The 13,996-nt window shown below is 74.7% G+C and carries 13 protein-coding genes; 12 read left to right on the forward strand and 1 reads right to left on the reverse strand.

The genetic code is table 11. The annotated features are described in order from the left end of the window. The first annotated feature begins 48 nt into the window (after positions 1-48). The 9 genes from HCN51_RS33910 to HCN51_RS33960 all read left to right on the forward strand — a co-directional run bounded on the left by HCN51_RS33910 (position 49) and on the right by HCN51_RS33960 (position 10,133). Positions 49-855, forward strand: coding sequence for a TIGR03619 family F420-dependent LLM class oxidoreductase (locus tag HCN51_RS33910; RefSeq protein ID WP_168015198.1), 807 nt, complete (start codon positions 49-51; stop codon positions 853-855). 30 nt (positions 856-885) lie between these two features. After that, the gene (locus HCN51_RS58325) at positions 886-2,286 is read left to right on the forward strand and encodes a serine/threonine-protein kinase (RefSeq protein ID WP_206068202.1); all 1,401 of its coding nucleotides are present in this window, start codon (positions 886-888) and stop codon (positions 2,284-2,286) included. 48 nt (positions 2,287-2,334) lie between these two features. Then, on the forward strand, positions 2,335-3,930 hold the full coding sequence (locus HCN51_RS33930; RefSeq protein ID WP_168015202.1) for a serine/threonine-protein kinase: 1,596 nt from the start codon (positions 2,335-2,337) through the stop codon (positions 3,928-3,930). Positions 3,931-4,036: 106 nt separating this feature from the next. Next, positions 4,037-6,106, forward strand: a complete 2,070-nt coding sequence (locus HCN51_RS33935; RefSeq protein WP_168015204.1) for a protein kinase domain-containing protein — start codon at positions 4,037-4,039, stop codon at positions 6,104-6,106. Between the two features lie 29 nt (positions 6,107-6,135). Beyond that, positions 6,136-6,336: a DUF6203 family protein gene (locus HCN51_RS33940; RefSeq protein ID WP_168015206.1), complete on the forward strand. Its 201-nt coding sequence runs from the start codon at positions 6,136-6,138 to the stop codon at positions 6,334-6,336. A gap of 114 nt (positions 6,337-6,450) precedes the next feature. Next, the gene (locus tag HCN51_RS33945; RefSeq protein WP_168015208.1) at positions 6,451-7,395 is read left to right on the forward strand and encodes an RNA polymerase sigma-70 factor; all 945 of its coding nucleotides are present in this window, start codon (positions 6,451-6,453) and stop codon (positions 7,393-7,395) included. A gap of 104 nt (positions 7,396-7,499) precedes the next feature. Continuing rightward, complete coding sequence (locus HCN51_RS33950; protein WP_168015210.1) at positions 7,500-8,699, forward strand: NAD(P)/FAD-dependent oxidoreductase; 1,200 nt, start codon at positions 7,500-7,502, stop codon at positions 8,697-8,699. 67 nt (positions 8,700-8,766) lie between these two features. After that, positions 8,767-9,771 (forward strand): zinc-dependent alcohol dehydrogenase family protein, encoded by a 1,005-nt coding sequence (locus HCN51_RS33955; protein ID WP_168015212.1) that lies wholly within the window; start codon positions 8,767-8,769, stop codon positions 9,769-9,771. A 17-nt stretch (positions 9,772-9,788) separates the two neighbouring features. Further along, the gene (locus tag HCN51_RS33960) at positions 9,789-10,133 is read left to right on the forward strand and encodes a M55 family metallopeptidase (protein WP_240973534.1); all 345 of its coding nucleotides are present in this window, start codon (positions 9,789-9,791) and stop codon (positions 10,131-10,133) included. A gap of 28 nt (positions 10,134-10,161) precedes the next feature. On the opposite strand, the gene HCN51_RS33965 is transcribed toward HCN51_RS33960, so the two are convergent. Beyond that, positions 10,162-11,268, reverse strand: coding sequence for a helix-turn-helix domain-containing protein (locus tag HCN51_RS33965; RefSeq protein ID WP_168015214.1), 1,107 nt, complete (start codon positions 11,266-11,268; stop codon positions 10,162-10,164). A gap of 72 nt (positions 11,269-11,340) precedes the next feature. Here HCN51_RS33965 and HCN51_RS33970 point away from each other — a divergent pair, with 72 nt between their 5' ends. The 3 genes from HCN51_RS33970 to HCN51_RS33980 all read left to right on the forward strand — a co-directional run bounded on the left by HCN51_RS33970 (position 11,341) and on the right by HCN51_RS33980 (position 13,995). After that, positions 11,341-12,261 (forward strand): alpha/beta hydrolase, encoded by a 921-nt coding sequence (locus HCN51_RS33970; protein WP_240973526.1) that lies wholly within the window; start codon positions 11,341-11,343, stop codon positions 12,259-12,261. A gap of 337 nt (positions 12,262-12,598) precedes the next feature. Next, a complete protein-coding gene (locus HCN51_RS33975) occupies positions 12,599-13,033 on the forward strand; it encodes a MerR family transcriptional regulator (protein ID WP_168015216.1) in 435 nt (144 codons plus the stop codon). After that, the gene (locus HCN51_RS33980) at positions 13,033-13,995 is read left to right on the forward strand and encodes an NAD-dependent epimerase/dehydratase family protein (RefSeq protein ID WP_168015218.1); all 963 of its coding nucleotides are present in this window, start codon (positions 13,033-13,035) and stop codon (positions 13,993-13,995) included. The genes HCN51_RS33975 and HCN51_RS33980 overlap by 1 nt, the downstream gene beginning before the upstream one ends. The last annotated feature ends 1 nt before the right edge of the window (position 13,996 follow it).

Consider the following 13,996-nt stretch of genomic DNA (forward strand, 5'->3'; position numbering starts at 1 on the left):
TGGAAATCTTAACCGAGCAATCGCTTGGTTCGCCGTAGGGAGTGTCGCATGAGGCTCGGGGTCACGATGTTCGCCACGGACCTGGCCATGCCCGTCCACGAGTTGGCCAGGGCGCTGGAGGAGCGCGGCTTCGACTCCCTGTACGTCCCCGAGCACACCCACATCCCCGTCTCCCGCCGCACCCCGCACCCCAGCGGGGCGGAGCTGCCCGAGGAGTACAAGCGCACGCTCGACCCCCTCGTCGCCCTGTCCTACGCGGCGGCTGCCACCCGCACTCTGCGCGTCGGCACCGGCATCCTGCTCGCCGCCCAGCGCGACCCCATCGTCACCGCCAAGGCGATCGCCTCGCTCGACCACCTGTCCGGCGGGCGGGTGGTCGTCGGCGTCGGGTTCGGCTGGAACGTGGAGGAGATCGAGAACCACGGCGTCCCCTATCGCGAGCGGCGCGAGGTGGCCCGGCGCAACGTCCTGGCCATGCAAGCGCTGTGGCGCGACGAGGTGGCCTCCTTCGACGGCTTCGAGCCCTCCTGGTCCTGGCCCAAGCCCGTCCAGGTGCCGCCCGTCCATCTGGGCGGGGCTGCCGGGCCGAAGCTGTTCGCGCACGTCGCCGAGTACGCCGACGGATGGATGCCGATCGGCGGACGGGGCATCAAGGCGGCGCTGCCGGCGCTGCGCGAGGCCTGCGAGAAGGCCGGGCGGCCGGCGGCGGAGGTGATCCCGTTCGCCACCCTGCCCACCAGGGAGAAGCTCGACCACTACGCCTCGCTGGGGATCACCCAGGTCGTCGCCAACCTGCCCAGCGCGCCCGCCGACGTGGTGCTGCCCCTGCTGGACGAGTACGCGGCACTGCTGTGACGCCTGAGGTTGCTGTCATAATGACGCCCTATGCCCCACGCTGACGACCCCTCCCGGCTGGGGAACTACCGTGTCCTGCGCCGCCTCGGCCAGGGCGGCCAAGGGGTCGTCTACCTCGGCGAGTCGCCGCAGGGGTCACTCGTCGCGATCAAGCTCATGCACGCCCGGCTCTCCGGCGACCCCGACGTGCGGCGGCGCTTCCTCGGTGAGATGGACGCCGTGCGGCGGGTGGCCGCGTTCTGCACCGCCCAGCTCCTCGACGCCGACCTCGACGGCGACCGCCCCTACCTGGTCAGCGAGTACGTCGACGGCCCCTCGCTCGCCCAGCACGTGACCGAGAAGGGGCCGCGCTCCGGCGGGTCCCTGCACCGCCTGGCCATCGGCACCGCCACCGCCCTCGGCGCCATCCACCGGGCCGGGGTCGTGCACCGCGACTTCAAGCCCCCCAACGTGCTGCTCGGCATCGACGGGCCGCGCGTCATCGACTTCGGGGTCTCCCGGCTCATGGACGCCGCCGCCAGCACCACCGGCGTCTCCCTCGGCACCCCCGCCTACCTGGCGCCCGAGCGCGTGCAGGGAGAGACCGCCGGGCCCGCGGCCGACCTTTGGGCGTGGGGGCTGACCGTCGCCTACACCGCCACGGGGCGGCACGCGTACCGGGCCGACACCTACCAGGAGGTGCTGGCCAGGATCCTGTACGGCAAGCCCGACCTCGGCACCCTGGGCGGGCCGCTGCGGGAGGTCGTGGAGGCGTGCCTGCGTCATGATCCACGGGAGCGGCCGGACGCGGAGGAGGTGCTGCGGTGGCTGCTGGGCCACGAGCCGGGGGCGGGCGACGTCCTGACGACCGGCGCCCTCGCCGCCGTCGGCCCCGCGCCTGCGGGCCTTGGGGACGACACCGCTCCGAGCCCCGACGCGGAGGCCCGCACCGAGACGCCCGCCCGGCGGCGGTGGTGGCGGGGGCGGCAGGTCGTGGTGGCGGCGGCCGTCGGGGTGGCCGTGGCGGTCGCCGGCGGCGTGCTGTGGTGGGCCGCGAGCCGGGAGCCGGTGGCGGCCGGTCCCGCGCAGGCGACCCCTCCTTCCCGTACGCCTTCCGCGTCCGTGACCCGCGACGCCGCGCCCAGCCTCGACGGCACGTGGACGGGGTCGGCCGAGCATCCGACGGCCGGCCGGGTCTTCCCGGTGGAGCTGCGCCTGCGGGCCGGCGGCACGTCCACCATGCGCTGGGGCGCCGACCTGCACTGCTCCGGGCGGCTCAAGCCCGGCGGGAACCCGCTGGTGTTCACGCTCGACCAGGTCAAGGGCGCGGCGTGCTACCCGGGGACGCTGCATTTCGTCCCGTCCGCCGACCCCGACCGGGCCGCCGTCACCGTGACGCGCAAGGGGCAGGACGAGGTCACGTACGCGGGGAAGGTCTCCCGCGGCTCTTGATCTCGGTATGCCGCTCGCATCCTGGTCCGGGCGGCATAATGGAATGATATGTCCGAGCTACGTGCCGATGACCCACGGCAGTTGGGGGCGTACCGGCTGACACGCAGGCTCGGTCAGGGCGGCCAAGGCGTCGTCTATCTGGGCGCATCGCCGCAGGGCGCGCCGGTCGCCGTCAAGCTGCTGCACGCCAGCCTGTCCGCCGACCAGGACGCGCGCCGGCGCTTCCTCGGCGAGGTCGAGGCCGTCAGGAAGGTCGCGGCGTTCTGCACGGCGCAGCTCCTCGACGCCGACCTCGAAGGCGACCGGCCCTACCTGGTCAGCGAGTACGTCGACGGCCCCTCCCTGCGCGAGCTCGTCGTCGAGGAGGGCCCCCGGCGGGGCGGCTCACTCGAACGGCTGGCCATCGGCACCGCCACCGCCCTCGGCGCCATCCACCGGGCCGGGGTCGTGCACCGCGACTTCAAGCCCGGCAACGTGCTGCTCGGCATCGACGGGCCGCGCGTCATCGACTTCGGGGTGTCGCGGCTGATGGACGCCGCCGTCACCACGACGCACCTGCCCGTGGGCACGCCCGCCTACATGGCCCCCGAGCGGATGAAGGGCGAGAGCGCCGGGCCGGCCGCCGACATGTGGGCCTGGGGGCTGACGGTGGCGTACACCGCGACGGGGCGGCACGCGTACACGGCGGGCACGCACCAGGAGGTGCTGGCCCGCGTCCTGTACGGCAAGCCCGACCTCGGGGCGCTGGGCGGGCGGCTGCGGGAGATCGTCGAGGCGTGCCTGGCCGCCGAGCCGGGGGAGCGGCCGGACGCCGAGGAGGTGCTGCGGCTGCTGCTCGGGCAGGAGGCGGCCGGGGTGGGCGACCTGCTGCCCACGGCGGCGATGCTCGCCGTCGGCGGGACCGGCCGCGAGCCGGACGCCGGTGACGGTCCCGAGCGGGAGGCCGGTGATGGTCCCGAGCGGGAGGCCGGTGACGGCCGCGAGCGGGATACCCGTGACGGCCGCGAGCGGGATACCCGCGATGGCCGCGAGCGGGATACCGGGAGCGGTCGTGAACGGGCCGGTGGAACGGGCCGGGCCGGCAGCGCGCGCTTGAGCGCTGTCGTGGGACTGGGAGCGACCGAGGCCGCGCCCGGCGTGATCACCGATCCCGACCCGACCACGAGCTTCCCCGCCATCACCGCCCCCTTGATCGCGGCCCGCGCCAAGGCGAAGGCCCGCGACCGTCCGGCACCCGGGCGAAGGCGGATCCGGCCCTGGCAGGCGGTCGTGGTGGCGGTGGGGGTGGCGGCCGCCGCGAGCGGGCTCCTGCTCTGGACGCGCGGCGCCGCCGAAGGGCTGGCGGGCACGTGGACGGGCTCCGCCGAGCACTTCAGCGCCGGCCGCGTCTTCCCCGTCGAGCTGCGCCTGACCGGCGACGACGGCGGCGCGATGCGCTGGGGGGCCGACCTGCACTGCTCGGGCCGCCTCGCCCGAACGGGCAGCGGCCCCGTCTTCCTGCTCGACCAGGTGCAGGGCGAGGAGTGCTATCCGGGAACGCTCCGGATGTCCCCCACCTCCGACGCGAACCAGATGGCCATCAAGGTCACCCGCGACGGTAAGGACGAAGTGACGTATTCGGGCAAGGTCGCGCGGACGTCCTGACTTGCTGTGTCACGTTCAGGCGGCGATTGGCCTGAGCACCGTTGACTGTTCGCGGCCCGTTGCTTTCAGTAGAGAGCAGAAAGAGTGGCGGCGAGGGGAGGCGCCCGTGCCAACGGCGCAGCCGCTCAGAACGGGGGACCCGCAGCGACTGGGGGAGTACGCCCTCACCGGGCGTCTCGGTGAAGGCGGGCAGGGCGCGGTGTTCCTCGGTTCGAGGGGCGGGGAGACGTACGCGGTCAAGCTGCTGCACGGGCCCGTGGGGGACGAGCGGGCGGCGTTCCTGCGGGAGGTGGAGCTGGCCAAGCACGTGGCCAGGTTCTGCACGGCGCAGGTGGTCGACGCCGGGTTCGACGAGGGGCGGCCGTACATCGTCAGCGAGTACGTGGACGGCCCCTCGCTGGCCAGGGAGGTCGCGCTCACCGGGCCCCGGCGCGACGGCGCGCTGGAGCGGCTGGCGGTCAGCACGGCGACGGCGCTGGCGGCCATCCACCGGGCGGGCATCGTCCACCGTGACTTCAAGCCCCAGAACGTGCTGCTCGGCTCCGACGGGCCGCGCGTCATCGACTTCGGGCTGGCCAAGGTGCTGGACGCGGCGGCCACGGTGAGCGGGCGCGGGGTGGGCACGCCGGCGTACATGGCCCCCGAGCAGATCACGGCGTCGGCGGTCACGGGTGCGGCCGACGTCTTCTCGTGGGGTGCGACGATGTGCTTCGCCGCCAACGCCACCGCCCCGTTCGGCCAGGACTCCGTGGCGCCGGTGCTGCACCGCATCCTGACCGCCCCGCCCGAGCTGGGGCGGCTCGACGGGCGGCTGCGCGTGCTGGTGGCGTCCTGCCTGGACAAGGACGCCCGCAACCGGCCCAGCAGCCGGGAGCTGCTGTACGAGCTGCTGGGGGACTCGGCCGAGGGCGTGCCGCCCGAGGTGCTGCGCTCGCCGCCGCCGCACGTCCTGCGGGCGGTGCCGCCGCCGCTGGTGCCGGAGCAGCGCTCGCCCGAGACGCACCGCTCCAGCGACGAGCCGCCGCCCACCTGGCCGCCGATGGCCGAGCCGGAAACGACCGGCGCACCGGGCGACGCCTACCGCCTCCCCCCGGACGCCACCCCGCCGGCCGACGCCTACCGCCCGCCTCCGGACACCGCCGCACCCGCCACCACCGGGGTTTCCGCGCCGAGGCAGGGCGGTGCTCCCTTACGGAGCGGGTCCGGCCCGGCTCCCCCCGAGGGGCCGGTGGCGGCGGACGGCGCGGCGCGTGGACGGGGGTGGCCCAGGGCGGCCATCGCGGTCTGCGCGGCCCTGCTCGCCACCGCCGCCGTCCTCCTCATCGTGATCATCCCCACGATGTCCAGGAGGAACACCGAAACCGCCGCCCCCCAGGCAGGCGACGGCCCCCTCACCTCCCAGGCCGCCTCCACCGCCCCGCCGACGCGGCAGCCCTCGACGGGCGACCCGCCCGCGCAGCAGTCCCGCGGCCCCCAGGAGCCGGCGCTGAACAACCCGCCCACCGTGGTCCGCCCGGCCACCGTGGCCGTCCCGCCCCTGGCCGGCCTGGACCGGCCGGCCGCCACCAAGGCGCTCAAGCGGGCCGGCCTCACCGTCGGCCCCGTCACCGAACGCGACGCCCCCCAGAAGATCGGCCAGGTCCTCACCAGCAGGCCGGCTCCCGGCACGGTCGTGAGCCAGGGCAGCAAGGTCACGCTCCAGGTCTCGGCCGGCCTGCCCGTGCCGGCGCTGACCGGCCTGCGGCGCAAGGCCGCCGCGGCGGCGCTCACCGGCGCCGGGCTCAAGGTGGGCCCGATCACCCGCTCCTGCTCCCCGGAGCCGGACGGCCAAGTGCTGGCCACCCGGCCCAAGGCGGGCACCCGCGTCGAGGGCGGCACCCCGGTCGCGCTCACCGTGGCCCGCAACGGCGCCCCCGTCCCCTCGGTCGTGGGCCGGTCCGGTGAGGACGCCCGTGCCGAGCTCGCCGCGGCGGGCTTCGGCGTACAGACGCGGCAGCAGACGGTGGAGGACGAGGCCCGCGTGGGCACCGTCCTCGCGCAGAGCGTCCAGCCGGGGGGCTGCGCCGGGTCCGGCACGCAGATCACCCTCACGGTCGGGGTGGCCGCGCCGCCGAGCCCCGACCCGCAGGACAGCCCGCCGGTGCCGACCGCCACCGAGTCCGTCCCCGGCGACTGACCCGGGCCTGCGCGGGCAGGGGCGTCCCCATGAAGAAGCTGTTCAAGGTCCTGGTGGCCCGCCGCCTGGCCGGCACCCCGCTCGGCCTGGCCGCCCTGGCCGCCGGCTGGCTCCTGGCCCGCCGCAAGCGCCGCCGGCGCGCGTACGAGGCGGAGCGGGAGAGCGCGCACGTCGGCCACCGCTCCCGCACCGTCCGAGGGGGCGGCCCGAGGACGTCCGCACGAAGGTAGGCCCCGCCCACGCGGACGGCGAGCTGCACCGGGGCGGGCCCCCGCGGACGCGGGCTTTTTCGCCGGGGCAGCCCCCACGGACGCGGACGAACCGGGCCGCTTAGGATCGGGGCCATGTCCTTGACCGTGAACGACGTCGACCGGTTCGTGGCCTTCAAGCCGCGGCTGGAGGCCATCGCCTACCGCCTGCTCGGCTCGGCCTCGGAGGCCGAGGACGCGGTGCAGGAGACGTTCCTGCGCTGGCAGGCCGCCGACCTCGATCGCGTCGAGGTGCCCGAGGCGTGGCTGACCAAGGTGCTGACGAACCTGTGCCTCAACCAGCTCACCTCCGCGCGGGCGCGCCGCGAGACGTACGTGGGCCGCTGGCTGCCCGAGCCGCTGCTGGAGGGCGACCCGATGCTCGGCCCCGCCGACACCGCCGAGCAGCGCGAGTCGGTCTCGTACGCGGTCCTCACCCTCATGGAGCGCCTGTCCCCGAACGAGCGGGCGGTCTACGTGCTGCGCGAGGCGTTCGACTACCCGCACCGGGAGATCGCCGAGATCCTCGACATCACCGAGGCCGCCAGCCAGCAGCTCTTCCACCGCGCGAAGAAGCACGTGGCCGACGGCAAGGCCCGCACCGAGATCGACGAGGCCACCGCGCGGCGCATCGTCGAGGAGTTCCTGGCCGCCGCCACCAGTGGCCGCACCGAGCCGCTCGTACGCCTGCTCACCGCCGACGTCATCTCGGTCGGCGACGGCGGCGGGAAGATCCCGGCCCGGGTCAAGCCGTTCGAGGGGCCGCTCGCGGTCGCGACGTTCCTGCGCGGCCTGTTCAAGCCGGCGGAGGCCAAGCGGGCCATGGTCGGCGGCCGGCCGGAGATCTACTTCACGACCGCCAACGGCGAGCCCGCCGTGGTGGGCGTGGTGGACGGCCGGGTCGTCGCCATCATGTGCCTGGAGATCACCGCCGACGGCATCGCCGCCTTCCGCAACCAGGTCAACCCCGACAAGCTGGCCCGCGCGACCGCGCAGTGGGCGGCGGGCGACCACGGGGAACCGCTGCTGACGGCGTTGTGACAGCTATGCGAGAGATGTGACGCGCTTCACATTCTGATCCTGTCAGGAATCGGCGAGCTGCCCGGTTCAAAGGGCACAACACCCCGCAAGACAGGAGCACGGAAATGCAGCACCGCATCGTCGTCCTCGGCGCCGGGTACACCGGTGCGTTCGCCGCCGGCCGTCTCGCCCGCCGGCTCCACCCCGAGGACGTCGCCATCACCCTCGTCAACGCCGAGCCCGACTTCGTCGAGCGGGTCCGCATGCACCAGGTCGCGGCCGGCCAGGACCTCAAGGCCCGGCCGTTCAGCGAGATGTTCGCGGGCACCGGGGTGGAGCTCAAGCTCGGCAAGGTCACCGGCGTGGATGTCGAGCGCAAGACGGTCACCGTGACCGACCCGAGCCGGCCCGGCGGCCCCGCCGCCGAGCTCGCCTACGACACGCTCGTCTACGCCCTCGGCAGCGCCTGGAACACCCAGGGCGTCCCCGGCACCGCCGAGCACGCGTACGAGATCGCCGGCCGCCCCGGCGCGCTGCGCCTGCGCGAGCGCCTGGCCGGCCTCGGCGCCGGGCAGCCCGTGGTCGTCGTCGGCGGCGGGCTCACCGGCGTGGAGGCCGCGACCGAGATCGCCGAAGCCCGCCCCGACCTCGACGTCGCCCTCGTCGCCCGCGGCGACCTCGGCGACTGGCTCGCCCCGAAGGGCCGCGCGCACCTGCGGAAGGTCGTGCGCGACCTCGGCATCACCGTGCACGAGCGCACCGAGGTGACCGCCGTCGAGCCCGACCGGATCACCGTCGCCGGCGGCACGGCGATCCCGGCCGCCGTCACCGTGTGGACGACCGGCTTCGCCGTCCACCCCATCGCGCAGGCGACGGACCTGCGGCTCGGCGCCAGCGGCCAGATCGTGGTCGACGAGACCATGCGCTCGGTCTCGCACCCCGACGTGTACGCCATCGGCGACGCGGCCCTCGCGATGGGCCGGGGCGGCAAGCCGCTGCGGATGTCGTGCGCCTCGGGCATCCCGACCGCCCAGCGCGCCGCCGACGCGATCGTGGCCCGGCTGACCGGCGGGAAGCTGCCGCAGGGTGCGCCCGGCTACTTCAACCAGTGCATCTCGCTGGGCCGCAAGCAGGGCCTGATCCAGTACGTCACCGCCGACGACCGCGCCGTCCCGGCGGCCCTGACCGGCCGGCTGGCGGCCGTCTACAAGGAGCTCATCTGCAAGAGTGCCGCCTGGGGCGTCACCAACCCGACGTACGGGATGCCGGCCCGGCGCCGCCGCGTCACGCGCGAGCAGGCCCCGGCCGTCAAGGCGGTGGCCTAGGCCCGGCTCCCCGGCCATTCCCCGGGGGGAATTGCCGGGAACACGGGCCCCTCTGGAGGATCGCCGCATGCGTACATATCGAGTGGAACGCCCTGAGATCGCGCTCAAGGACGAGCCGGTGCCGGAGCCGGGCCCGGGGGAGATCCTGGTGCGGGTGCACGCGGCCGCGCTCAACAAGCGCGACCTGCTCATCCTGGACGGCACCTACCCCCTGCCCGCCCGGCCGGGCGTGATCCCGCTGAGCGACGGCGCCGGAGAGGTGGTCGCGGCCGGGCCGGGGGTGACGAGGTTCGGCGTCGGGGACCGGGTGATGGGGTCGTACTGGCCGCGCTGGCACGACGGCCGCCTCCGCGCCGACCTGATCGACCAGCCCGGCTGCACCCTGGACGGCATGCTGACCGAGTACGCGCTGCTCGGCGAGCAGGCGGCGGTGGCCGTGCCGGAGCACCTGAGCTGGGCCGAGGCGGCCACCCTGCCGTGCGCGGCGCTGACCGCCTGGGTCTCGCTGACCGGCGGGCAGAAGCTGCTGCCCGGCGCGACGGTGGTGACGCTCGGCACGGGCGGGGTGTCGCTGTTCGCCGTGCAGCTCGCCCGGCTCCTCGGCTGCCGGGTGATCGTCACGACCTCCCGCATGGACCACGCCGACCGGCTCAAGGCACTCGGCGCCGACCACGTGATCGACTACCCGGCCACCCCCGACTGGGGCCGCCGGGTGCGCGAGCTGACCGGCGGGCAGGGCGCCGACCTGGTCGTGGACACGGCCGGCCCGGCCACCATCGACCAGTCCGTACGGGCCGCCGCGCTCTACGGCGAGGTGGCCGTCCTCATCACCCGCGACGCCACGAGCGACCGCCTGGAGATCACCAACGAGGCGTACGCCTCCAGCCTGGCCACGCTGCGCCGCGTCTTCGTCGGCAACCGGGCCGAGCTGGAGAGCCTGTGCGCCGCCGTCGCCGCCCACGAGCTGCGGCCCGTGATCGACCGCACCTTCACCGACCCGCACGCGGCCTACCGGTACTACCGCGAGGGCTCGCCGTTCGGCAAGGTGGTCATCGAGCTCGCTCCCGCCTGAGCCGGGGCGCAGGGTTTCTGGAGAGGTGGGATCCCGGTGCGCTCACGGCGGAGACCAACGCGGCCGTCCGCGGCGTCCACGCCTTCGAGCCCCGCGCCCAGGTGCTGGTCACCGAGGCGCACGCCCACTTCCGCAACCTCCTGCCCGAGCGGCTGGACCGGCGCGCCGAGCTGCTGCGCGGCACGCCCAAGCCGTACGGGATGATGGCCGGGCTGCACGGCGGCGTGGACGCCGCACTCGCCGCCCACGCCGGCGTCCCGCCCGTCCTGGTGAGCGGCGACGACATCGTGGCGGCGGAGGCGGCCGAGGTCGTGCCCGGCATGCGCGCGGTCGTGGCCAAGCGCGCGCTGGGCGCCCTCTGAGCGGCCGGCTCGCCGAAGACCCGAACGGTCACGCCTGGAGGAGCCGCCACGCCGTCAGGGCGAGCCTGATCCGGGTCAGGCCGGTGGGCTCGGTGAGCTCGATGCCGAGCGTCCTGCCGATCTGCTCCAGGCGGCGGGCGACGCTGCTGTGGTGCAGGTGGAGGAGGTCGGCGGCGCGGCGCAGGGAGCCGGTGGCGCAGTAGACGTCCAGCGTCTCCAGGTCCTCGGGGCTGCCGGCCATGCGGGCGATGGCCGCCACGTCGGCGTTGTCCTGGGCGACGTCCTGCGGGATCTCGGCCAGGAGGGCCAGCGCGCCCAGGTCGTCGTAACGGACGACGGGCTCGCGCGGGGTCGTGAAGCGCAGCGCGGTGCGGGCCTGCCGCCACGACAGGTGCGGGCTGCCCGCCGGGCCGACGCCGGCGTGCACGCCCGCCGGGAAGGCGGACTGGTCGACGGTGGTGGCCAGGATGACGCCCGTGTCGCCGAGCGGCGCCGCCTTCACCGGCCGGGCCGGGCAGATCAGGGCGCCGACCTGGTCGAGCGGCAGCCGCGAGCGTGTGGCGCCTGCCTGGTCGAGGGGCGGCTGTGGGTGTGTGGTGCCTGCCTGGTCGAGAGGTGGCTGCGAGCGGACGGCGACGACCCGTACGGGCAGCCCCGCCGCGAAACCCAGCAGCCGCAGCGCCCGCGCCCGCGCCGCCTCGTCGGCCTCGGCGCTGATCGCCAGCTCGACGAGCGCGGGATCGGCCATGGTGGTGCGGGCCGGGCCGTACCGCTCGACGACGGCGGCGGCCGCGATGGCCAGCCGGTCGAGCAGCAGCTCGTCGAGCGGGCTCGGCGGGCCAGGACGCTCCAGCCACGCCGTGCCGATCTCCTCGTCGTCCAGCGTGATCGCCGTCGCCGTGGACGCCGGCAGCGCCGGGTCCGGCGCCCGCGTACCGCCCGGCGCCATGCGGATCACCTGGCCCGTGCCGTGCAGCCGGACGCCGGCCACGCACTCGGCCAGCACCGCCGAAGCGCGGGCCAGCCCCGGCAGGTCCACCCGCCGCCGCATCAGCGTGTCGTAGAACATGACGACCCGGATCGCGCCCTCGGCCAGCTGATCCAGCTGCGACAGCCGTAACGCCAACGCCTCCATGACAACGAGCATATGCGCCGATCGGCGCGCGAACCGGGGCGTACGCCCGACAGATGGCGGATGATGGGAAACATGGCGATCAGCAGGATGGGCGACATGAATCCCGAACTCGAAGCCTTCATTCCGCTCTTCCCCGCGGCCGACCTGAGCGACCCCGCCGCCGCCCGCGACGGCCTCGCCGCACTCGCCAGCGCGGTACCGCCCGCCGACAGCCCCGACATGGTGATCGAGGACCGCCTGATCCCCGGCGACCCCGACGTGCCGGTCCGCGTCTACCGCCCCCTCCAGGCACAAGGAGCCATCGTCTGGATGCACGGCGGCGGCTGGGTCATGGGCAACCTCGACACCGAGCACCCGTGGGCCAGCCGGGCCGCCGAGCTGTCCGGCGCCACCGTGATCTCCGTCGGCTACCGCCTCGCGCCCGAGTACCCCTTCCCCGCCGCCTTCGACGACGCCTACACCGTGCTCACCTGGGTCAGCGAGCACGCCGCCGAACTCGGCGTCGACCCCGGCCGCATCGCCGTCGGCGGCCACAGCGCCGGCGCCAACCTCGCGGCCGCCATGACGCTGCGCGCCCGCGACGAGCAGGGCCCGCCGATCTGCTTCCAGCTCCTCCACCAGCCCGGCCTCGACGACCGGCAGCAGACCTGGTCGGCACGGAACTTCACCGACACGCCCTGGATGACGCGCGACAAGTTCGCCACCGCGTGGCGGCACTACATGGGCTCCCAGCCCGTCACCCCGTACGCCGCGCCCGCCCGTGCCGAGGACCTGTCGGGACTGCCGCCGGCCTACATCGCCACCGCCGAGTTCGACCCGCTCAGGGACGAGGCCATCGAATACGCCCTGCGCCTGCTCCAGGCGGGGGTGTCGGTCGAGCTGCACCAGTGGCCGGGGACGTTCCACGGGTCGCAGGCGATCGTGTCGGCGGAGATCTCCCAACGCCAGATCACCGAACTCGCCACCGCCCTCCGCCACGCCCTCGCCAAGTAACCCCACCACCCGCCGTTCCCCCGCCCGCTCCACCGCCGAGGCGCTGCCCTGCGGGGGCCGCCTCGGCCGCGAACCGCCACGCTCCCGCCGCCGCTCGCGCTGCGAGGCTGCTGGTCGCACTGCGCCGCGGGCTGCGGCGCCTCGCCTTCGGGCGGCCGCCCGCGCTGCGCCGCCGCCCGTGCTCCGTCGCCGGGCCGCTGCGCCGTCGGAGACGGTTTGCGCCGTTCGGGGTGGTGCGCCGTCCGAAGGCGGTGTGCTGGTGGAGGGGCGGGGGGCGTGGAGCGGGCGGTTGTGGGGGTTTGACGTCAAGCGCTTGAAGTGTGGTGTTCTGACGTGCGTGAGCACCTTCACCATTCAGGATGTGTCCCGGCGCAGCGGGCTGAGTGAGCCGACGCTGCGGTACTACGAGGACGTGGGGCTGATCGGTCCGATCCCGCGGGACGAGCGCAGTGGTCATCGCCGTTACCGGGAGGAGGACGTCAGCGAGGTCGAGATTCTGGCGTGCCTGCGGGCGGTCGGCGTGAGCATCGAGGACATGCGGACGTACCAGGCGAACCGGGCGCGTGGCCGGGAGGCGGCGGCCGAGCAGCGGGACCTGTTGTTGCGGCACGCGCGGCGGGTCGAGGCCGAGATCGCGGCGCAGCGGACGAGGCTGGCCTACCTGCGGGAGAAGGCGGCGGTGTGGGACGCCCGCGACCGGGGTGACGCCGCCGCGGAGGCGGAGGCGTGGCAGCGGGTCATGGAGGCGGTCTCGGCATTGGAGGCGTTGTGATGAGGCCGGTTCTGGTCACGGGTGGGTCCGGGTATCTGGGAACGCATCTGGCCGCCGCCTTGCTGCGGGAGGGCAGGCCGGTGCGGGTCACCGTGCGTTCCAAGGATCGGGAGGACGATCTGCGGGCGGCGGTGCGTCGTGGCGGTGCCGATGACGCGGGGCTGGAGGTGGTGGCGGCGGACCTGATGAGCGACGACGGCTGGCCGGCCGCGGTGGACGGGTGTGCGGAGGTGTATCACGTGGCCTCGCCCATCCCGGCCGTCCAGCCGGAGGATCCGGACGAGCTGATCGTGCCCGCCCGTGAGGGCACGCTGCGGGTGCTGCGTGCCGCCCGCGACGCCGGGGCCCGGCGTGTGGTGCTCACGTCGTCCTTCGCGGCGGTCGGGTACACGCCGAAGCCGGGCGCCGAGTACACCGAGGACGACTGGACGGATCCGGATACGCCGGGGCTGGCGCCGTACCCGCGCTCCAAGGCGATCGCGGAGCGGGCCGCCTGGGACCTGATGCGGCGTGAGGGCGGTGGCACCGAGCTGGTCGTGGTCAATCCGACGTTCATCCTGGGGCCGACGCTGACGACCGAGCTGCGCAGCTCGATGCAGCTCGTCAAGGCGATGATCGGCGGGGTGATGAGCGTGGTGCCGCGGCAGCGGTTCGGGATCGTCGACGTCCGGGACGTGGCGGAGCTGCACCTGCGCGTCATGGCGGCGCCCGAGGCGGCGGGCCGGCGGTTCCTGGCCGTGGGCGACGGGCCCGCGTGGAGCTTCCTGGAGGTGGCCGAGGTTCTGCGGCGGCGGCTCGGCTCCTTGGGGGCGCGCGTCCCCACTGAGGAGGCGCCGGGGGAGGAGCCGCCGCGGCCGGTCATCCACAACGATCGGGCGCGGGGGATGGGATGGCGTCCGCGTGATGCCGAGACGTCGATCGTGGAGTCTGCCGAGAGTCTGCGTGATCTCGGCCTGTTGTGAG

It is taken from the genome of Nonomuraea composti (assembly GCF_012034275.1).
GTDB classification, from domain to species: domain Bacteria; phylum Actinomycetota; class Actinomycetes; order Streptosporangiales; family Streptosporangiaceae; genus Nonomuraea; species Nonomuraea composti.

What these genes read in the sequence shown, in the direction of transcription:
- HCN51_RS33950 (WP_168015210.1), top strand. Translation starts at nt 7,500, where the DNA reads ATGCAGCACCGCATCGTCGTCCTCGGCGCCGGGTACACCGGTGCGTTC.
- HCN51_RS33965 (WP_168015214.1), bottom strand. Translation starts at nt 11,268, where the DNA reads ATGGAGGCGTTGGCGTTACGGCTGTCGCAGCTGGATCAGCTGGCCGAG.
- HCN51_RS58325 (WP_206068202.1), top strand. Translation starts at nt 886, where the DNA reads ATGCCCCACGCTGACGACCCCTCCCGGCTGGGGAACTACCGTGTCCTG.
- HCN51_RS33980 (WP_168015218.1), top strand. Translation starts at nt 13,033, where the DNA reads ATGAGGCCGGTTCTGGTCACGGGTGGGTCCGGGTATCTGGGAACGCAT.
- HCN51_RS33910 (WP_168015198.1), top strand. Translation starts at nt 49, where the DNA reads ATGAGGCTCGGGGTCACGATGTTCGCCACGGACCTGGCCATGCCCGTC.
- HCN51_RS33970 (WP_240973526.1), top strand. Translation starts at nt 11,341, where the DNA reads ATGGCGATCAGCAGGATGGGCGACATGAATCCCGAACTCGAAGCCTTC.
- HCN51_RS33955 (WP_168015212.1), top strand. Translation starts at nt 8,767, where the DNA reads ATGCGTACATATCGAGTGGAACGCCCTGAGATCGCGCTCAAGGACGAG.
- HCN51_RS33945 (WP_168015208.1), top strand. Translation starts at nt 6,451, where the DNA reads ATGTCCTTGACCGTGAACGACGTCGACCGGTTCGTGGCCTTCAAGCCG.
- HCN51_RS33940 (WP_168015206.1), top strand. Translation starts at nt 6,136, where the DNA reads ATGAAGAAGCTGTTCAAGGTCCTGGTGGCCCGCCGCCTGGCCGGCACC.
- HCN51_RS33930 (WP_168015202.1), top strand. Translation starts at nt 2,335, where the DNA reads ATGTCCGAGCTACGTGCCGATGACCCACGGCAGTTGGGGGCGTACCGG.